The following is a 19,738-nucleotide window of genomic DNA, read 5'->3' on the forward strand; positions in this document are numbered from 1 at the left end:
CGCTTTTGTGGAATATATTTCTGATTTTAGGAGGGCTAAAACTTGTATCCGATCAGCAAACCAAATGCATCAGGATTACTCTCGGCTTGAATAGTTCTTTCAATTCGACCAATGCCCGGTGTTTCAGTAGCGATGGTGGCTTTCGTTTTTATCCAGTAGTGAGAATAGCCGACATCAATTGCCCAGTTGTCATCGAGCGCATACTCCGCGCCCAATTTCATCACGCCACCCCAGCTATTACTGAGCTTGACTGAGCTGGATGTGCCGCCGAAGCCGTTTGTGTAGGCATCGGTCATGTGTTTATCGGTAAAGAAGGTATAGTTTACGCCGGCTCCTAGGTAAGGACGAAATCCATATACCTCTTGAAAACTGTATTTCAAAATCACAGCTGGAAACCAAGCTTTAGCGGTAGCAATTCTACCCAGTGCCTTTGCCGTTCCAGTCGCATCAACTTTCAAGGTTGGAGGTACGCCCCCTTGCAAGACAATAGACCACGGTCCGGATAGTTGGCGTTCGTATACTAATGCCAGGGTTTGAGTGTTGTTGATGCTCGCTGTAATTCCTGGTGGCGTCGTGCCGGGTGGTCCTTCTAAATCACTTGTGCGGGTATGAAAGTGGATGTCAGCGATCCCTAGCTTTACTGTATTCATTGGTTCGTTGATTTCTGCATGGGCTTTCGAGCAGGAAAGCACAAAAAAGAGCAAGGCCGCGGTAATGTTATTTTTATTTATACCGGTCATCGTTATCTCCCAGGCTGAGCGAGGTCAGCCTTTTATTGAGTTTATATTTCTGGAATGGTCAAAAGCATTTAACAGCAGAGGTCAGGAACGAGGGTTCGACGAACGCGATCTGCAAGTCGATATCGTCGGTTGTTTCAAGGTGCAGCGGTTCGCCGCGTCATCATGATTTGGGCGGAAAGTGTCTGAGGGTGGTCAGTAGCCGCTTAGGTGCTTCATCGCAGATCTGCGAAGAGTTTTGGGCAGCAGTTTGTTCAGTGCGCGAAGTAGCCGAGGGCGCCAAGTATCGACCTCCCAGTGAATACGTTTGCGGTTCTGTACGGCTTTCCAGATGGTGGCGCTTACATCATTTGCGTTAAGTCTGATCCCAATGGACTTTACAATTTTTCCGTCTAAGTCTCGCATCATGGGTGTTGCAACAAAATTGGGCATTACATCGCACACGTAAATCCCGTGGCGATCCCATTCGATGTTCATCGCTTCAGTAAAACCCTTCACCCAAAACTTGCTGGCCGAATACGAGACCTCACTGGGCACTCCATATTCTGAACTAAGAGAACATAGGCTGATCATCGTGGGTTGTGAGCTTTTCGCTAAATATTGAAGCGCATGGAAGGCGCCGATGAGTACCCCTTTGACGTTGACGTCGGTTAAGGTGAGATGTTTATCAAGTGAAATGTTCTCAAAGTTATCTATGAAAGCAATGCCTGCATTATTAATAAGTATGTCAATGACGCCGCGGTTTTCGGCGGCAAACTCTTTCAGAATTAACTCGAAGTCATCCGGCCTGGTAACGTCAAGTTGACGGTAAAAATGCTCGCTGCCTAACGTTTTTTTTAATTTTTCCAGGTCTTGTTCGTTTGCGTCGGTGGCGGCAACGCGATACCCCTGCTTGGAAAACATCAATGCAGTTTGTGCGCCGATACCGTTGGCTGCGCCCGTGATGAAGACAGTGGGTTTGTTGTTCATGACTATACCTTCAGGTGGCGTTGCGTAAACGCCAGTGATCAGATTGATTTTGGCGGCTAGTAGTAGGTATTTGTTTCTTGCAGGGGGCTCTATACACTGTTAGAGCATATTGCGTCGCCTGGTACCCTGCGTCTAAGAAATGCAATCTCCTTCTCGATAACTCGCTCAAAGGCTTCCCCGGTATAAATATCGAAGTGACCTTCTTGGCAAATATGAATCTGCGCGTCCGTCGCTTGTCTGGCGTAGTGCAATGTCGGGCCAGCAGGGGCAACGGTATCTGCCTCGCAGATGCAGAATAAAATCGGACATGACAGCTTTGTTGTTTTCTTTCCCGGCCGATAAAACGCGATATTCAAAGCAAAACGAGCTGCGACGTGATTGTTGAAAGGGAAATTGGCTGGCACCAGGCCGAGGTACCCGGATTCGGCGTCCGCGGAAGTCATCAGTGCTGCGGAGCCTTTTGAACCGGCAATTTTGACCTGTATCGGCGCAGAACCAAACATTGAGCAGACCACGTCCGCCACGCCTAGCAGGGTCAATTTAAGCAAGGTCAGCGGATTGACTTTGAAGACAGAGGCCAGGCCGTCAGTGAAAGGACATTGGGCAATGACCGCCGCGATTTTTCCGTCGGCGACGGCGGTATGAATCACATGCCCTCCGCTGAAAGAGGATCCCCACAATATTACCTTTTCCGGATCCAGCTCGTGCCGGGCCCGAGCATAAGAAACGGCTGACAGCCAGTCCTGCTGTTGGCTCGCTATGTCCAGGAGCTGTCGAGGCTCACCTTCGCTCGCCCCGAAGTATCGGTAGTCGAATATCAGGCAGGCATATCCGGCCTCGCAAAATCGTTCGGCAAACGCATCCAGACGCATTTCCCGGACGCCACCAAGACCGTGAGCCATCACGATCACGGGATGCGGGGAGGGCTCTTCAGGCAAATACAGCCAAGCGGCGCAGCTTGCGCCACTGGACGGAAACGAGACATCTAGGCGTTGGATCATGGCGGAGACCTTTTTATTTTTTTTGATGCTATTCCAAAATTGGAATGTATTACAATAATTTCCTTCATGTATACTCGCCCCATGACAAAAAACAGCTTTTCCACACGCACCCAACGAAAGGCCGAAGCCACTCGGCTGGCCATTATCGAACATGCCGAAGCCCTGATTCTGGAGGGTGGAGGAGCAGCTTTGACACTTGACGCCGTTGCTGAACGAGCAGACGTTGCCGTGCAGACCATCTACAACCGAGTGGGTGGAAGATCCGCATTGCTTATGGCGGTGGCTGAAAGAGCCTTCGAGGAAAACAAGGTCTACATGGATGCTGCTTATGCGGCTGCCGGGACGCCTTTAGAGCGACTTCAGAAGGCTGCTGAGGGTTACTTTCAATTCGCTTTTGAGCGCCCCAATGAGTTCCGGCTACTTGCCGATCCTCCCAATGAACCGCAAGCGCTGGCGCGTGTAAGCGAGTTGGTAAGGCACCAAAACAGCAAAATGGAAGCCGTCATTGCCGATGGTATTTGTGACGGATCGATTGATCCGAGCATAGACCCATCTCTCGCCACTACCTCGATGTGGGCGGCAGCCAATGGCGTCCTCAGCTTAATTTGGCGAGCGGACTCAGCTCCGCCAGGCCCAGAAATGATGCAGCGTTTACTGGAGCAATGGATGAGGATCGTGTTGAAAGGCCTCACTTCTTAAGGACGCTGACGATGTCTCGAGTGAGTGTTTCTGCGCGGGGATTTGCGGTGGTCACTTGTTAGAAGTCCCTGTGAATCCTCAAAGCGCGCCACGTCGGTGGCCCCGGACCGCAGTGGGGGGGAAGCCAAACCTGTGACGAAAGCGCACCGCGAACTGCGAGGGCGTTTGATAGCCGACGCAAAGTGCTATTTGCATGACCGTCTGAGGTGACGATTGCAGCAGTTGCAGTGCTAATGTCATACGAGCATCGATCAATAGTGCGCTAAACGTGGTGCTTTCCTCTGCCAGCCTGCGGCGTAGGGTAGCCTCGCTGATTGCAAATGCGGACGCGACAGCGTGGGCGCTCCAGTCATTGGCCAGATCGCTTGCGATGAGCCGCCGGACTTTAACCGCCATTGTCGGCGTGCGCGATTGCTCAAGCCGTCCGCCGTTAACGCCAATCCACACCAGCAGCTCTTGCAAGCGATGCCGAGCGATCAGGGTTGGCACAGTATTGTCTTCCACAGCCTCGATAGCACGCTGGAGTGATGCCGCGAAACTCGCCGTGTCCCGGGTAATGGGGTGAGCATATTGAATGACCGCCAAATGCGCATTGGATTCGGCGGTCGACTCAATCAACGTTTCGTCCCAAACCAGCCAGTGGGCTCGGTAGCTTCCGTCTGGCGCCAGCCGGTTGGTGATATCGAGGGATTGCCCCCCGGCTACCGCTACCGCTTCACCTGGACGAATCAAGTACTCGCCACCCGGCCACCGTACTGTTTTCGAACCCCGCTCAACGTAGATCAAGACGGGGTTTTCAATATACAAACGCTTGAACTCCAGGTTTCCTTGCTGAAGAACGATGCCTGCCGTACCGACCCCAGGTCGATTGGTAATGCGCAGAGCGTCATAAGCGTTCGTTACTGACATCAGCGGCCGCCTTTCACCATGAGCGTGGCTTTGGCAAGCGAGCCACTCGGTACCATGAAGCCAAGCATTGCCGGTGTGACCGTTGCCGGCAACTCCAATTTCTCGGCTTTCATGGCGTATACGGTGATCACGTAGTTATGCGTCTGCCCTTCAGGCGGGCAAGCACCGAGATAGCCGGGCATACCAGTGTCGCCCCGAACTTGAAGCGTACCGGCGGGCAGTTTACCACCTGCACTGTCAGCGCCTTCCTTCAGTTCATTGACCGTTCCGGGCACGTTAGCCAGCACCCAGTGCCACCAGCCAGAGCCCGTAGGCGCATCGGGATCGTACATAGTTACCACAAAACTTTTGGTCCCCTGCGGCGCACCGCTCCAGGATACTTGCGGAGAGAGATTCTTGCCGCTGCAACCGAATACATTGGCGAATTGGTTCTGTTGCAGATGCCCGTCCAGGACACTACTGCTCTGCACCTTGAACTCTTGGGCTTGTGCGCCAGCGGCTAGTAACGAAAGCGCAAGCATGCCTGTGGCCATCAATGATTTTTTCATACCGACTCCTCTTGGTTTGGAGGAGCTATTCTGGAGTGCCGCCGGCAATAAGACCGTTTGCTATCGATCGACTTTCATTGCAATCCAATCAATATGAGTGGATTGCACGATGTCGGATGGCGGCGGTGCGCATCATGCTTGATCTGTCAGTTCCTGGGCGGCTTGAAGTCCCTCGATCAGCATAGCGGACGTGGTCTGGATATGATCTTTCAATAGCTCACTCGCTTTAGTCGCATCCCTGGCCAAGGCTGCATCGAACAATGCCTGGTGTTCAGCGTCGATATCCCTATCCCTGGCGCTCAAGACGATTGACATTGCGCGATAGCGGGCCGTCTGTTCGAACAACATCGAGCGTATTCGCAACAGCCAGGTGTTAGGGCAGGCGCTGACCAGCGCCTCATGAAATGTGGTATGCGCGGCAGCCCAGTCATCGGCTTTATAGAGATCATCGGCCTGTGGTCCCGAGGTTCTAGAAAGACAGTGATGAGCCGAAACCAATCTGGCCTCCCATGCAAGATTGCCGTTTTCCAAAGAATGACGAAGGCAACTTGCTTCAATTTCCATTCGGGCCAGTGTGAGGTCATTCAGATTTGCCAGTGAGACGGCAGAAATGCGAAAGCCTTTCTGAGGTTCGGCAATGATCAGGTCCTCGGCAACCAGACGAGAGAGCGCCTCTCTCACCGCTCCGGCGCTTGCTTCATAGCGCTCGGCCAGCTCTTTGACGTTGACTCTGTTTCCAGGGCGTAAAGCGCAGGATAAGACATCTCTGCGCAGACGCTCATAGGTGGCCTGGGTAAGGCTTTGAGCGGGACGTTCAAGCATGTTGTGGGGCCTGCTTCCAAGTAAAATATTGTTTGTTGCAAAAAATATATTTTATGTCATAAGATGAATTTACTCAAGCGGGTCTGGCCGAACGGCCTTGCAACGGCTCAAGAATATAGCCCGCGATTTCGCAGGTTTACCTTTATTCTAAAAACAGTGGAGGCAAATATGAAGCTGTGCCGTTTTGGTCCGCGAGGTAGCGAGCGTCCAGGAGTGATAGATGCTGAGGGGCGAATTCGCGATCTCTCCGGGCATGTGACCGACATTGATGCTGACGTTCTGGCGCCTTCGGTGCTTGCACAATTATCGACGCTGGATATCGCGCGGTTGCCGCTGGTCGAGGAGGGCGTTCGCTATGGTGTTCCCGTCGCCCATGTGCGTAAATTCATTGCCATCGGGCTCAATTATCGCGATCACGCCGAAGAGTCCGGTATGGCGATTCCTGTGGAACCCATCATCTTTCAAAAAGCAATCAGTTGTCTGAACGGACCTGATGACGAAATTCTCCAGCCTCTTGGCTCCACTCGGTTGGATTGGGAGCTTGAGTTGGGCGTGGTGATAGGCAGTGAAGCCAGATACGTGTCCGAGGCCGACGCCCTAAGCTACGTTGCCGGCTACTGCGTGGTGAACGATGTATCCGAGCGGGCTTTCCAGATGCAAAGTTCTCAATGGGATAAAGGCAAGGGCTGCGACACGTTCGGTCCGATCGGGCCTTGGCTGGTGACCCGTGATGAGATCCCGGATCCGCAAAACCTGAATATGTGGCTTGATGTCAACGGCGAGCGACGTCAGACCGGCCATTCGAGAACGATGATTTTTTCTGTCGCTCAAGTCGTCGCGTATTGCAGCCGGTACATGACATTGCAACCCGGTGATGTGATTTGCACCGGCACGCCGCCGGGGGTGGGAATGGGAATGAAACCACAACCGCAATGGCTTCGTCCTGGCGATGAGATCCACTTGTGGATTGAGGGTTTGGGCGAGCAGCGGCAGAAAATCATTCCGGCTTTTTAATCTGTCTCGGGTATAGAGGCGCCTCGAAAGAAGCGCTTTTAACAGATTGCTGCCGGTTGGGTTCAGATGGCAGTGGTGAGATAACCACCATCAACCGGCAGCACCACGCCGTTCACGAATGAAGCACCATCTGAAGCCAGGAAGGCTATCACCTTGGCGACTTCTTCAGCACTGCCAAAACGTTTCATGGGCGTGCGAGACAGCAGGCGGTCTATCCTCGGTTGATCGTCGATTTTCGCCAGCAGCGGGGTGGTGATCCATCCCGGCGCCACGGCATTGACACGAATGTTATCGGGGGCGTAGGCCTCGGCGAGGGATTTGGTAATCTGCACGATTGCCCCCTTCGCCGCCGAATAGGCCACGAGTTTGCCGCCGCCGAAGTAGGAGAACATCGACGCGATGTTGATGATCGATCCGCCTTGCTTCGCCAGTAGCGGATACGCCAGGTTGATGAGCCGGTAGACGGCGTTGAGTTGAACCGACAACACCTGGTTGAAGGCCTCCCATTCCATCTCTTTTTCCCCTAGCGTGCCGCCAGCGGCAGGTACCAGAATGTCGAGGCGGTCGAGGCTTTGGATTACGCTTTTGAGCGCCTCGTCGTCGGTGACGTTAACTTCTCGTAGATCAAGCTGAACCCCATCGGCGACGACGGTAGCGTCGGCGCCCAGGCCAATCGCTATGACTCTGGCGCCGTGCCGCGCTAAATATTCGGCGGTTGCCTGGCCGATCCCCGAGGTCCCGCCGCTGACGAGCGCGACCTTGCCTTCAAACAGATTGCTGGTAAACATAGTCATCATTTGCCTCTTAAGGTCAGTAACACAGCTTCGCCGTACGGTTATGTGATGCGCTCACAGGCCCAGTACCGAGCCGATATCCAGCATCACTTGCAGGCCAACCACAAAACCGTTGTTGCTCAATTGCGTCGCGCCCGGGTTGTAGTAGTTGTCCGGGTTGATCACGTACTGGATGCTGGGTTCGATAGCCAAATGGCGGGTCAAGGCAAAATGGCCGTTGGCTTCCAGGGCATAGACATTGCGCTCGCCCAGTTCGGGATCGCCACCGGCGGCAATGCGCAGGCGTTGTTGGAACTGCAACTGGTGAGAATTGACCTGCAGGTAGCTGGTTTTGAAGTTGAGCTTGTCCTGGGCTCGATCAAAAGGCGCCAGGTAGGTCAGGCCTGCTTCGGCGAAATGGCTGAAGGGTTGTTTTTCATCGGCAGCCGCTGACAGTGAACCGAAGGCTTGCAAGCCTTGTTGCCCACCGCGCCACAACGTCTGGCGAAACTTGAAGAAGCCACCGGCGGTGCCGTGGTCGCTGGCGCCGGTCAACGGATCGACCTGCTTGGACGAGTTGAAATAGGCATTGAGTTCGTATTGGGTGGTGTCGTCGCCGGGTTTGCTGCCAATTCCCAGCAAGAAACTTGTGCCGCTCGCGTCATCGGTGCTGAAGTCCAGGCCCTTGCGCTCTTTCAGGTAATCCACCGGGTTGGACTCGAACGCACCCGCATGCACATAGAGGCGAGGGTTCACTTGATATTTCAGGTACCCGCCCCACGCGCCGAAGGGCGGCGGCAACATACCGCTGGATGCGTCCAGGATCGGATCGTTACAGGTGACGGTCGTTTCGCAGTTATAGACGTAGAAGTACCGCCGGCCGTTCGTACGTCCGATGTGCATATCGAGTTGGTCGTCGAATGCTTTCTGCTCGAACGTCAAGACACTCAACTGGTTGCTGGCGATGTCATTGTGCAGGGGAGCGCCGGCAAAATAACTGCCGGCGGCGCCTTGCCAGTTACCCGACGTAGGTACGCCAGTGCCTTTGTCGAGGATGAATACGGTTTGTTCGAAGTGCACGGCTGCACCCTCGAGACCACCGAGTGTGGCCAGATTGATGTCCGCACCGATGTAAAGATCACCGCTGTTACCAAAGCTGTAGGGGCGAGGTCCAGTGTCGAGGTTTTTCATTGCCAGACTGGTGAACTGCACATGGGGCTGGATGCCGTAGCCGGCCAAATGCTCGCCCAGATCAGCCAACGGACCTTCACGGTCCTGTGCCCAAACGTGGGGATACGCAAACGCCAAGAGCAAAAACGCGGACAAACGAATGATCGGGTTCATGGTCAGGAACTCATTTTTATTGTTGTTGTGATGAGCAGACGGAGCGAGCGGTGTCAGTGAGCTTGGATCACCGCGACTTCCGTCATTGAGTGTTTACAGCGAATGTCCCTGGGCCACTGAGCGCACGCGTGATCGGCGCTCGAGTACGGCGGGCGCCGTTTCCTTGAGCAGCAGCGACAGTCCCCCCGCCAGCAAGGCGCCGCCGCAGGAAATCCACATCACAATCGACAGTCCGAACTGATCTGCGGCGAATCCGGCGACGGTCGGCGCCACGAAGCCTCCCACCAGCTCTCCAACGCCCATGATCATGCCCAGTGCCGTAGCCATCACTTCACGCGGGACTGTTTCGGCCGGAATGGTCGACATGAAGAGTGTGAAGCAGCCAAGCCCGGTGAAGGTGAGCACCATCAGAACGCCGAGCACCATAGGGGAAGGGGCGTACAGGAGCGCTATCGGACAACACGCGGCGATCAGCGAAAACAGCACCAGGGTCGGGCGTCGGCCGATTCGGTCGGAAATGCTGGGTACAACAAATCCCCAGATGACCCAGGCGGCACCCAGGCAGCTCATGATCGTGCCCATGCTCGGCGCGCTGTAGCCGCGGACACTGACAAGGAACGTCGGAGTGAAAGAGATCAGGATGACGAACCAGGTTAAAAACACGCAACTGATCAACGTGCACAGCACGATGTTGCGGCTTTTAAGCAACGCCAGACGATGCCCGGTGGGTTGGGCGTTACTCACTGGAGCTGGGCGTGGCTCATCCTGGCGCACGTAACGCCAGATGAGCCAGGCGATCAACAGGCCAGGCAGCAGCGACACGATGAAGGCATGCCGCCAACCATAGGCCTCGGCCAAAGCGATCAGGACCGGAGGGCCAATCACCGCACCCAGCAGGCCTGCCGCCGATCCTTGCAGCAAGCCCATGTTCAGGCCGCGCCGATGCGGCGATGACGCTTCGACCATCATCGATTGGGACAACGGCAGGATGGGCCCCTCGGCCAACCCCATGATGCCGCGAAACAGCAACAGACTGAGGAAACCTGAAACCAGCCCCGAGAGCGCTGAGCACAGGGAAAACAGGATGACCGCCACAATCAAGAGCGGCTTGCGTACGCCCCGACGGTCTGACCAGGCACCCACCAGCGTGCCGGAAATCGCCCAGGCCAATGCCAGCACCGAAGACAACATGCCGAGATGGCTATTGCTCAGTTGGAGCTCATCAGCCATGAACGGAAACAGGAAGGACAGCGCCAGACGGTCGAAAAACACAAAACCAAACGTCAGGAACAACACGCAGAGCAGGGTATTTTCATAACTGGCTTTATTATTGTTGTGAGCCATGGTGGTTTCTCCGTAGCGCGGGGTTTAACGGAACAGGCGATCCACAGCGTCAGCGCCCAGACCGACCTTTTCGTAATGTTCACGGCACAGGGCAATGTAGGAATGCACGTCGAAATAGCCGGTGGACTCGCCTTGATCGTCGAGCCAGATCAGCGGCCCCTTGACGATGAAGAAAACGCGCATCGGTTCTTCATGTTCGTAGGCCACCAAGGTGTGGCCTTCACCGGGCGTCTCATAGACGAAGTCGCCAGCGGTGGCGGTCCACTCGTGTTCCAGGTATCCCCACTTGCCCGAGAGCGTATAAGCGAACACTTCGTGCGGGTGGTAATGACGGTTGACCAGGCCGGCACGGCTGGACATCAAAATGTCGCACCAACGGTTTTCGCTGGGAGAGATCCACAACGGGCGTGAAGAAACGGTCTCGGTGAAGGGAACGTAGAGCCGCAAATCATCACTGGCGGCGTTGGGCAGGTAAACCTCAGGCTTGGCGTCGGGCTTGAAGCAGTTCGCGATGGGCTGCAGGTCTTTCCAAAATTCGTTGCTGGCTAATTCGGGCATGTTGGGCCTCTGATTGTTGGAATACGGAGGCCACTCTAAGGCGGGAAAGGCGAGGCGGTTTGATCGAAACAGACGTCATTGTTGTCCGCATCGGACAGATATCTTTTACATTTACGGTCGCCGTACCTTTGCTCCAGCCATTGATTGACAGCGCGCTTGGGGTAGCTGTTAATGAAGCTCTGCACGCCCCATGTTTTCGCCTTGCTCCGGCGGCTGCGCAGTCAATAAAACGAGAATAATAAAATGACCCGATCCCCCTCATTGCTCGACACCCGGCGCGCCAGTACCGACGATCTTCCCGTCGATCAGCGCGTGGCATTCTGGGAGCAATACAACGCGTCGACACTGGTGGGGTTGAAGTGCTCCTCCTTCAGCGAAACCGGCTTCAATGCACGGGAGGACAATCTGAGTCTGGAACGACTGCGAGTCGCCCATATTGTCGGCAACCAGCATGTCATTGAGCGGGACGGCTCAATGATTCGCACGGTGCCAAAAGAGTCGATATTCGTGTCACTGGTCTTAGGCAGTGAATCGTTTTTCTTTCAAAACGGCACCTGTCATTTGCTGGAACCTGGTGAGCTGATGGTGTACCGCACCGACAAGCCCTACCTGTTTGGTTTCTCCAGCTCGATGCATAAATTCATCTTCGATATACCCCAGGACGTTTTTGCGTCCCACTGTTTGCGCCACTTTGATGGTGCATTGAAGATCAGCGCACATACCGGCACTCAGCGTTTACTCTTGCGCACACTGAGTGAGCGCACCGGCAGTTTTTTCGAGCAGCCACTCAGCCAGGGGGCAGACAGCTATCAAGACGATGCTCTTGAGCTGCTGGGCAACATCATTGCCGGCCAGGTGGGCAATCGTCGTATCAATGCGCTCAATGCTTCTTACTTATTGGCCGCCAAGCAGTGCATCCTTGAGCAATTAGCCGACCCTACATTGAGTTGTGAGCGGGTAGCGGCACAAACCGGTATTTCTACGCGACACCTGGCGAGACTTTTTGCGCTGGAAGATACCCAGCCCCATCGTTTCATTCTGGAAAAGCGTTTGCAGCGCGCGTTCCAAGTGCTGAGCAGGGAGGAGAGCAGAGGCTTGGATATTGCCGAAATTGCCTACCAGCAAGGGTTCAGCAGCCAGGCGCATTTCGCCAGAGCCTTCAAAGCGCACTATGGGCGCACTCCCAGCGAGGTACGTGCAACGGCAGGTGGTGCGTAGTCCTCGATGGACAGCCTTTGTTTATTCACCTTTCCGTGCAACGAGCCCGTTACCCAGTCTTTAAAAGACGCGGCAGGGGCTGGCAGGTAGCCGTTTTTGACTGGTTTTCGTCCGTCTCGACCCTGCCTCAGGGACCCGCGACCAGTTACTTTAGAGACTGGCCGATGACCCCGAGGAGCGTTGAATGAACACCACCAATGAGGTCAAATCCCACACGCACGATAACGCGCCGCCGTTTGAGGCTGAGGTTTCCCGGATCGCATTCGCGAAAGCCCGCCTGGCATTTGGCGTCCATTCACAGCTGTCGACCCAAGCGCGCCTGGCCGAGCTGTCCAAGCTCAAGCAAACAATCCTGGCCAATCGCTCAACGATCATCACGCGCGTCATGCAGGAGGTTGGCAAATGTCGAACGGATGCATTGATTGCGGAGATCCTCGGTACTCTCGATTGGCTCAACTGGCTGGAGAAAAATGCCGAGCGGCTGCTGAGGCCTGAACAGGTCAAAACGCCGATTACGTTGCTGGGCAAGCAGTCGTTGATACTGCATGAACCCCTGGGCGTGGTCTTGATCATCTGCCCGTGGAATTACCCGTTCCATAACGCAATTACCGGCATTGCGGCAGCGATCGTGACGGGGAATGCGGTGGTCTATAAGCCTTCCGAACACGCGGCTTGCAAGGGAATGGTCGAACAGGTCCTGGCGTGTTCCCCTGTACTCCAGGCCCTGGTACAGGTGGTGTATGGCACCGGCAGCATGGGCTCGGCATTGATCGAGCAGCAGCCGGCCAAGATTTTCTTTACCGGCAGCGGCCCCACAGGCAGCAAGATCATGGCTCAGGCCAGTCAGGCATTAATCCCCGTTGAGCTGGAGCTGGGGGGCAAAGACCCGATGATTGTATTTACCGATGCGCCCATGGCACGTTCTGTGGCCGGTGCGTTGTGGGGTGGCTTTACCAACGCCGGCCAGTCGTGCAGCGGTGTGGAACGGTTGCTGGTGGAGCAAAGCGGCTATGAGCGTTTCGTCGATGCTCTGGTCAAAGGAGCGGAAAAGTTGGTTGTGCGTTCTGGCGATAGCGGCGATGCCGATGTCGGGCGGATGACCGTCGGATTTCAACGCGACAAGGTCATCGAGCATGTGCAGGATGCCCTGGAGCGAGGTGCACGCCTGCGATTCGGTACCGTGCCCGATGCAAACGCCCTGACCGTGCAGCCGATCATTCTGGATCGGGTCACGCCGGATATGCGGGTGTGGAGCGAAGAAACCTTTGGGCCGGTGTTGCCGGTCATGGCCTTCAGCACCGAAGCACACGCTATTGAGTTGGCCAACGACACCCAATACGGGTTGTGTGCCAGCGTGTTCACAGCCGACGCCGAACGCGCGCTGAGGGTTGCCGGGGCGCTTGAGGTGGGTGGCGTTTCGATCAACAACGTCAATATGAGCGAAGGCAACCCCGGCTTGCCATTCGGCGGTGCCAAGAAGAGCGGCTTCGGCAAGCTGCGAGGCCCGGAAGGTTTGCTGGGTTTTACCCGCAGCAAAGCGGTGCTGATCGACAAGGCCGGGAGCAGGATCGAAGCCAATTGGTATCCCTACACGCCGCGCAAATTCAAGCTGTTCGAGCGTTTCATCCAGGCGCTTTATGCGCCACGTCGTTTTCGGCTGCTGGCGATCGCCTGGCATGGCCTCAGGCTTGAAGCCTTCAGTCAAAAGCCGCGTAAGTGACGGTGGGTCAAGCGTGTGTTTGTCGCGGCCCATGCCCCGTCCAGCGCTTGAACGCTTTACGAAAATTCTGGGCGTCGCTGAAGCCTACCTCGCCAGCGACCTCATCCAGCGTCAGGCTTACGTTGCCCAGCAGCGACAGGGCACGCTGCTTGCGCAGGTCATCCAGAATGACTTGATAGGACGTCTGATTCTGCGCCAGGCGGCGGCGCAAAGTCCGCTCGCTCATGCATAACTGCGACGCAACCGCTGACAAACTGAGCGGTACGCGCAGATCGCGACGCAGGATGCGCTCCACGGACTCGACGAACTCAATTTCGCCACTCTGATTGGCGCTCATTTTCAGCAACTCCACGACCTGTCGATTACTCAATGCGTCGTGGGTGGCGATGGGGGTGTTGGCCCAATGGTTGGCGCAGACAAACAGATTGTCCTTGCGACCAAAATGCACCGGGCATCTGAACAAGTGTTCATAGTGGTCGGCATAGGCGGGCCGAGGGTAACTCAGCTCGATCGATGAGGGGCTGAACGTCGGGCCTGCGAGGGTACGCGCGACATTCAAAAAAACGCCGAAGGCTTCCTCCACTAAAAAGACCAGGAGATCGGGCTCATGAAACGGGCAGGTGACCTGAAGTGTGATGTGCTTCGGCGATTCAAGGTTCTCGAAGCTTAGCAGCGCGCCGGTTTGCTTTTGCATGTCGATGCCCAATGCAATGGCGCTGCCGAGTGTAGCGCTGGTCAACATGGCGTAACCTACCAAGCCCATCGAGGTAATCGACTCCGTCGCGCTCATGTCCAGGCCAAGCCCTCTGTCGCGGCCTTTGGTCATTTCCAGGGCACGCTTGATCATCAGGCACGCCTGACGAATCGATACCCGGCTTTGCGGGTTGGCCAGGTCCGCCAGGTTGAAGCCCAACCCTAGACACAACCTGCTCGGGTCCATGCCCAACTGCACGATCAGGTCCGCCAGACTGCGCAGCAGGTTGATCGGTAAATCGGCGGTGTGCCGTGTGGCCGCGGGCATGGCGGGCTCCTTGTGAAGCGGTTATTTGCCCAGCATCAGGCGAGTTACCAGGCGTGTTAGCCGTCCATAAGGCGCTGCGACTTTGTCCGACATATTCAAACGGCTCAATTTAAATACGCCCCTGGCGTGGGACAGGCGTACAAACCCTTCGTATCCATGGTAGGCCCCTGTACCGCTCTCACCGACCCCGCCGAAGGGCAAATCGTCTTGAGTGGCATGCAACATGGTGCCATTGATGGTCACACCGCCAGAACGGGTTTGCTGCACCACTTGTTCAATGCAGGTTCGATCATTGGAGAAGCAATACAGCGCCAAGGGTTTAGGCCGAGCATTGATGAATGCGAGCGCCTCGTTGAGTGTGTCATAGGCGACCACCGGCAACAGCGGGCCAAAAATTTCCTCGCGCATGATATCGGTGTTCAATGGCACGTTAGTCAGCAGGGTCGGTGGGACTTTGCGTTCGTTGGTCTGGTCGAAATTTTTGTCCTGCCAGACCTTGGCCCCGGCCACGATCGCCTGATCCACCAGGTTCAACAAGCGCTCATAATGACGTCGCGAAATAATCGAGGTGTAGTCTTTGTTGCCATCGATGGTCGGGTACAGCTGCCTGGCCGCCGCCAGCCATTCGGTGGCAAAACTGTCGACCAGTTGGCGCGGCACCAATACGTAATCGGGAGCAACACAGGTTTGGCCAGCGTTGAACAGCTTGCCGATGGCGATCATCCGCGCCGCTTTCTTCAGCGGAAAATCCGCAGTCAGCACGACCGGCGACTTGCCTCCCAATTCCAGGGTGACCGGCGTCAGGTTGCGCGCTGCGGCCGCCATCACCAGACGCCCGACCTGAGTAGAGCCGGTAAATAGCAGGTGATCAAACGGCAGTTCGCTGAAGCGACTGGCCAATTGCGCGTCGCCAATGACCACGGTGACCTGGTCGGCGGGGAAGGTCTGGGCCAGTAAGTGTTGCAGCAGCGCCGCCGTACGCGGGGTTAGCTCCGACGGCTTGATCATCACTCGATTGCCCGCCGCCAGCGCTTCCACCAACGGTGCTAGGGTCAGCGTCAACGGGTAGTTCCAGGGCGCCAGAATGCCCACCACGCCCAGCGGTTGATAGATTACCTTGGCAGAGGCGGGCTTGAAGGCAATGCCCACTTTACGTTTGCTGGGGCGCATCCAGGCCTTGAGGTGCGAGCGGATATGCTTGATGCCATTGACGATGGGCATCAGTTCGCTGAGTTGGGTTTCAGCAAACGAGCGGTTGCCGAAGTCCGCACATACGGCATCCAGCAGTTGGTCATGGTGATCTCTGACCAGGCGTAGCACGGCGTCCAGGGCAGCGATGCGCTGTTCGTAGGTCGGGGCGCCCTGGGCATACATGGCGTCTTTTTGGGCGGTGAACAGTTCATTGAGTAACGGCACGGGCTCAAGTGAAGAGGGCACGGAGCTGATGGGCTGATTCATGACGATAATCCTTGGGCAAGATGCCGGAAGAGGAGCTGTGAGAAGGCGCGGGCCGTCAAAAGAAGTTTTTGCCCTCGCCGCGATAGGTCGGCACGCGGTCCACCACGCGCCCATTGCTGATCACCAACAGTTCATCGAAACGCTCACACAATTCACCGGCCTTGGCGTGACGAAACAGTACCGGGTCACCGATGCTCAACGCCCGGTCCAGAGTATGTCGCAGTGGAGTCTGTACTTCGCCGGCGGCTTCGTTGTCGATCAAACGGCAGCCGGCGGGCAGCCAGGGGCGGGGCAGTCGATCCTTGCCAGCAGGTCCGGAGGCGATGTAGCCACCGCCTGAACACACCATCACGCTCGGCGCCTGGGTGCGCGTCACGGGCAAGGCAAATCCGGCGGCGGGCTCCAGCTCGAAGGTCCGGTAGTGGTCGAACAAGGTCGGTGCATACAGGCCGGAGCCAGCCGCCAGCTCGGTGACCGAAGGATCGAGGCGCGTGCTTTCAAAACTGCCCGTACCGCCGCCGTTCACGAAACGCAGGGTGTGACCGGCTTGGCGCAATGCCTGGACGACCTGCTCACGGCGCGCATTGACTTCGGCAATGGAGCGGCGTTTGAGAAAACGGATGATCCCATTCTTGACGGCTTGGCCCGGAACAGAATCCATCAACCCGGCAATTTGCCCTTCATAACCCATCAGGCCGTGTAACACGACGCCCTGCTGAGCCGCGATAGCGGCAGCCAGTGCGAGTGCACTCGCCACGTCATTGATCGGCGAGCGGTGCACGCCAAAATACAGCCCTGGGAAATCCGATGACATATCCAGATCGATTGCCAATGGAATGACCACACCTTCGCTCACGGCTATCTCATTGATCGCCTGCACTTGGGCCCGGTTGTCGACCATCAACGTAATCGAGCGTCCTCGGCGCAATTGGCAGGCGATTTTTACCAGGCTGCGCTCATCGACCGACGGGTAAGCCACAACGATATCGTCAAAACCCAGGCCTGCCAGCCAGGCGGCCTCGGCGGCGGAGTAGCACAGCAGGCCTTGTATGAACGACCCCGCGGCCATGATCGTGCGAATCATCTCCACCGAACGGATGGATTTGGTCACCAGCCGCACCGGCAGGTTCCCGGCGCGTTTGCCGAGGCGCTGGAGATTGACCATCAGTGCATCCAAGTCAATGAACGCGGCCGGTAGCTGCACCCCGGCCAGCACCTGATGGTAATAGGCGTAATCGCGAGCAGGTAGCGGTGGGGGAGTTTCTACGCGGTGCATGAGGGACCCAATGAGTTCAGCGGTAAATGAGGTGACGCGTGGTCTCGCTGTTAAGAGGGTAAAGGGGCGCGTGAGGGCCGGTGAAGGTCCGATCCGGCCGGTCAACGGGGCCGGAACGGCCAAGTTCGCCCCTCTTCACGCGCTGCCAGTCACATCGTTGGAGCAGGGGCCAGTCGATCCAGGTGGCTGACAATCATTGACGCCACCATGGCGCAGACGCTTTTGGGATCAAGGGATTCGTCGAACAGCAACTCGATCGTTGCGTGGATCATTTCTACTGCCAACCTGGCGGCGGTAGCGAGCTGTTGCGGATCCGCCTGGGGAAAAACAGCCGCCAGGATCTTCGCCTGTGCACCGGATACCCGTCGGTGGGAGTCGATCCTCACGTGTTCCAGCGCCGGTACCGCCCGCAGTCCCTTGAGAATCCACATGCCGCCCAGGGTTGCGTCGGTGATCCGATAGGTCTCCAGGATCAGCTCGGCGAGCGCTGACTCCAATGCCTCGGGCGGGCCTGACAACAATTCGGGTGTGATCCAGTGGTCGATCAGGCCGTTCTGTTTTTCCAGCAAGCGTTCGCCCAATACGGTCAGTAGCGCGTATTTATTCGGGAAGTAGCGGTACAGCGCTGGCGGGGTGAGTCCTGCACATTCGCAGACCAGATTGGTGGACAGACGCTCGATTCCCACATCGCACAGCGTCTGTGCGGTCGCGACCAATATCCGCTCGTAGGTTTCAGTGCTGCGCTGCTGTGCAGGCTGTTTCTTGTGTTCCTGGCTTTTTCCGGCGGTAGCGGCGCGGACGCTGGCAGTGTTGGGCTTGACCATAGGTACCTAGCAAAAAAAGGTTGAGGAGTCAGCTTATCAAAATGAAAAAAAATGTTGCTGAGGCTGTTAATGATAGTTATAACTATCGTGTAGCGATGACTATCATAACTGATGCGTCGTTAGTGTGACGGTCTCTTAAAACAAAAAATACAGGTGGCGACTATGAAAGCGCGGCAATGGCTTTTCCTTTCACTGGCAGTGGTTTGCTCTTCCAGCGGTTATGCGGCGGCGGGTCCACAGGAGGCCAAGGGTCTGTGGCTCACCTCGGAAAAGGATGCGGTGGTCAAGGTTGACGATTGCGCCGACAAACCCGGCGCGTTGTGTGGAAAGGTCGTCTGGGTCAAGGACGTGGCCTCAATCACCAGCGATTGCGGCGTACAGATCATGCAACTGGATCGTTATGACCAGGAAGCGTGGCGTGATGGTTGGGTGTTTGATCCCCGCGACCATAAAAAATACAAAGGCGTCGTTCGGGTCAAAGGGGGTTACCTCAATGTCCGGGCTTTTGTCGGCACCGAGGTCCTCGGTAAGACAGAGCAATTCGAACGCATTGCCTCACTGCCTCCTGCACCGGTTTGCACATTGTAAATCCGACCCTTCTTGTGGGAGAGCCTCATGCGTGCAACGACACACCGTTATGTAATGGCCGTTTTGCTGTGGCCTATCGTTAGCCCATCCTTGGCATTCGCCGACGAGATGGCCAGTTATGCGGTCGACATCACGGCCAAGGCCGTGTCCGATGTCAGAACTCGAGGCGTGTCTGATTCGTTGAACCGACCGGGTGCCAAAATCACCATCCAAGTCGCCCATGAATCAGGATTAGTGGCACTTGCCGAGTTTACGACCGTCAACAAGAAGCAATTTCCTGAAGGGGATGGCCTCGGCGTCTTGCTCGCTGGCGGTTATCGCTTCGGCGATCCAGAAGCCTGGCATTACGGGGTTGGCCTGGCGGCAGAGATGTTCCCCGGTGCGCAGTTCAAGGCACCGAACCGATTCGACTTTGAAACCTTTACGCTGGCAGACGAACGCACCACTAATTTCAACGGCCAGTTCGCGGTATTGGAAATTGGCTACGGCGCCCTTGAAGGTCGAGTCGCCCGAGTCTTGTCCAAAACCTACCGTGGCGCCAACACCGGCGGTGTATGCGGGGCCCAATTGCAATTTCGCGACGATCCCACCAAAGGCTTGGAGTGTTATGCCAAAGGGGATCGCAACTCCCGCGGCAGCATGTTGTATGACCTGGACTACAGATACGCGCTCGGGATGAATACCACGCTGAAATTGCATGCGGGTTATCAGCAAATCGTTAACTTTTCCGAAGCGAACGTCGCTGACTACGACATTGGCCTGGTCCATCACTTGTGGGGCTTCGATTGGGGGCTTGACTGGGTGACCGCCAAAACGCGGGCGCGCGAGCTATATATGGTTGAAGACGACGGCCATGTGCGCTCCACGGATGACAACCGCTGGGTCGCATCGATTTCGCGTACTTTCTGAGTAGAC

At 56.2% G+C, this 19,738-nt stretch carries 20 protein-coding genes; 6 read left to right on the top strand and 14 right to left on the bottom strand.

Annotated elements, in window-relative coordinates; translation table 11 throughout:
* Window positions 1-35: 35 nt before the first annotated feature.
* From ACODTO_RS01205 to ACODTO_RS01215, 3 genes are all read right to left on the bottom strand, one after another.
* Window positions 36-740: an OmpW/AlkL family protein gene (locus tag ACODTO_RS01205; RefSeq protein WP_258632584.1), complete on the bottom strand. Its 705-nt coding sequence runs from the start codon at window positions 738-740 to the stop codon at window positions 36-38.
* A gap of 192 nt (window positions 741-932) precedes the next feature.
* Window positions 933-1,706 carry an SDR family oxidoreductase gene (locus ACODTO_RS01210; RefSeq protein ID WP_258632586.1) on the bottom strand — a complete coding sequence of 258 codons (774 nt, stop codon included), beginning with the start codon at window positions 1,704-1,706 and terminating at the stop codon, window positions 933-935.
* 89 nt (window positions 1,707-1,795) lie between these two features.
* Window positions 1,796-2,707, bottom strand: a complete 912-nt coding sequence (locus ACODTO_RS01215; RefSeq protein ID WP_258632588.1) for an alpha/beta hydrolase — start codon at window positions 2,705-2,707, stop codon at window positions 1,796-1,798.
* On the opposite strand from ACODTO_RS01215, the gene ACODTO_RS01220 reads away from it, so the two are divergent.
* On the top strand, window positions 2,699-3,406 hold the full coding sequence (locus ACODTO_RS01220; protein ID WP_258632590.1) for a TetR/AcrR family transcriptional regulator: 708 nt from the start codon (window positions 2,699-2,701) through the stop codon (window positions 3,404-3,406). The genes ACODTO_RS01215 and ACODTO_RS01220 overlap by 9 nt on opposite strands.
* A gap of 78 nt (window positions 3,407-3,484) precedes the next feature.
* On the opposite strand, the gene ACODTO_RS01225 is transcribed toward ACODTO_RS01220, so the two are convergent.
* The 3 genes from ACODTO_RS01225 to ACODTO_RS01235 all read right to left on the bottom strand — a co-directional run bounded on the left by ACODTO_RS01225 (window position 3,485) and on the right by ACODTO_RS01235 (window position 5,685).
* The gene (locus ACODTO_RS01225) at window positions 3,485-4,315 is read right to left on the bottom strand and encodes a helix-turn-helix transcriptional regulator (RefSeq protein WP_258632591.1); all 831 of its coding nucleotides are present in this window, start codon (window positions 4,313-4,315) and stop codon (window positions 3,485-3,487) included.
* Entirely contained in the window at window positions 4,315-4,863 is a 549-nt protein-coding gene (locus tag ACODTO_RS01230) for a YbhB/YbcL family Raf kinase inhibitor-like protein (RefSeq protein ID WP_258632593.1), read from the bottom strand. The genes ACODTO_RS01225 and ACODTO_RS01230 overlap by 1 nt, the downstream gene beginning before the upstream one ends.
* 132 nt (window positions 4,864-4,995) lie before the next feature.
* Complete coding sequence (locus tag ACODTO_RS01235) at window positions 4,996-5,685, bottom strand: GntR family transcriptional regulator (RefSeq protein WP_258632594.1); 690 nt, start codon at window positions 5,683-5,685, stop codon at window positions 4,996-4,998.
* A gap of 168 nt (window positions 5,686-5,853) precedes the next feature.
* On the opposite strand from ACODTO_RS01235, the gene ACODTO_RS01240 reads away from it, so the two are divergent.
* A complete protein-coding gene (locus tag ACODTO_RS01240; RefSeq protein WP_258633572.1) occupies window positions 5,854-6,699 on the top strand; it encodes a fumarylacetoacetate hydrolase family protein in 846 nt (281 codons plus the stop codon).
* 62 nt (window positions 6,700-6,761) lie between these two features.
* On the opposite strand, the gene ACODTO_RS01245 is transcribed toward ACODTO_RS01240, so the two are convergent.
* The 4 genes from ACODTO_RS01245 to ACODTO_RS01260 form a co-directional block, all read right to left on the bottom strand.
* Window positions 6,762-7,493 carry an SDR family NAD(P)-dependent oxidoreductase gene (locus tag ACODTO_RS01245; RefSeq protein ID WP_258632596.1) on the bottom strand — a complete coding sequence of 244 codons (732 nt, stop codon included), beginning with the start codon at window positions 7,491-7,493 and terminating at the stop codon, window positions 6,762-6,764.
* Between the two features lie 54 nt (window positions 7,494-7,547).
* A complete protein-coding gene (locus tag ACODTO_RS01250) occupies window positions 7,548-8,816 on the bottom strand; it encodes a carbohydrate porin (RefSeq protein ID WP_258632598.1) in 1,269 nt (422 codons plus the stop codon).
* A gap of 93 nt (window positions 8,817-8,909) precedes the next feature.
* On the bottom strand, window positions 8,910-10,160 hold the full coding sequence (locus ACODTO_RS01255) for an MFS transporter (protein WP_258632600.1): 1,251 nt from the start codon (window positions 10,158-10,160) through the stop codon (window positions 8,910-8,912).
* A gap of 24 nt (window positions 10,161-10,184) precedes the next feature.
* On the bottom strand, window positions 10,185-10,718 hold the full coding sequence (locus tag ACODTO_RS01260) for a 2,4'-dihydroxyacetophenone dioxygenase family protein (RefSeq protein WP_078732548.1): 534 nt from the start codon (window positions 10,716-10,718) through the stop codon (window positions 10,185-10,187).
* A gap of 243 nt (window positions 10,719-10,961) precedes the next feature.
* On the opposite strand from ACODTO_RS01260, the gene ACODTO_RS01265 reads away from it, so the two are divergent.
* Window positions 10,962-11,936 (top strand): helix-turn-helix domain-containing protein, encoded by a 975-nt coding sequence (locus ACODTO_RS01265; RefSeq protein ID WP_258632603.1) that lies wholly within the window; start codon window positions 10,962-10,964, stop codon window positions 11,934-11,936.
* A gap of 184 nt (window positions 11,937-12,120) precedes the next feature.
* A complete protein-coding gene (locus ACODTO_RS01270) occupies window positions 12,121-13,656 on the top strand; it encodes an aldehyde dehydrogenase family protein (RefSeq protein WP_258632605.1) in 1,536 nt (511 codons plus the stop codon).
* A gap of 7 nt (window positions 13,657-13,663) precedes the next feature.
* Here ACODTO_RS01270 and ACODTO_RS01275 read toward each other — a convergent pair whose 3' ends face one another.
* From ACODTO_RS01275 to ACODTO_RS01290, 4 genes are all read right to left on the bottom strand, one after another.
* The gene (locus ACODTO_RS01275; RefSeq protein WP_258632607.1) at window positions 13,664-14,677 is read right to left on the bottom strand and encodes an AraC family transcriptional regulator; all 1,014 of its coding nucleotides are present in this window, start codon (window positions 14,675-14,677) and stop codon (window positions 13,664-13,666) included.
* A 21-nt stretch (window positions 14,678-14,698) separates the two neighbouring features.
* On the bottom strand, window positions 14,699-16,135 hold the full coding sequence (locus ACODTO_RS01280) for a coniferyl aldehyde dehydrogenase (RefSeq protein ID WP_258632609.1): 1,437 nt from the start codon (window positions 16,133-16,135) through the stop codon (window positions 14,699-14,701).
* Between the two features lie 55 nt (window positions 16,136-16,190).
* A complete protein-coding gene (locus ACODTO_RS01285) occupies window positions 16,191-17,411 on the bottom strand; it encodes an amino acid deaminase/aldolase (RefSeq protein ID WP_258632610.1) in 1,221 nt (406 codons plus the stop codon).
* Between the two features lie 149 nt (window positions 17,412-17,560).
* Complete coding sequence (locus ACODTO_RS01290) at window positions 17,561-18,235, bottom strand: TetR/AcrR family transcriptional regulator (protein ID WP_258632612.1); 675 nt, start codon at window positions 18,233-18,235, stop codon at window positions 17,561-17,563.
* A gap of 162 nt (window positions 18,236-18,397) precedes the next feature.
* Between ACODTO_RS01290 and ACODTO_RS01295 the strand changes: the two genes are divergently transcribed.
* Both ACODTO_RS01295 and ACODTO_RS01300 read left to right on the top strand, forming a co-directional pair.
* Window positions 18,398-18,823: a DUF2147 domain-containing protein gene (locus ACODTO_RS01295; RefSeq protein WP_258632614.1), complete on the top strand. Its 426-nt coding sequence runs from the start codon at window positions 18,398-18,400 to the stop codon at window positions 18,821-18,823.
* 27 nt (window positions 18,824-18,850) lie between these two features.
* Complete coding sequence (locus tag ACODTO_RS01300) at window positions 18,851-19,732, top strand: TorF family putative porin (RefSeq protein ID WP_258632616.1); 882 nt, start codon at window positions 18,851-18,853, stop codon at window positions 19,730-19,732.
* Window positions 19,733-19,738 lie beyond the last annotated feature (6 nt).

The sequence above is a fragment of the Pseudomonas sp. FG13 genome (genome assembly GCF_057809755.1).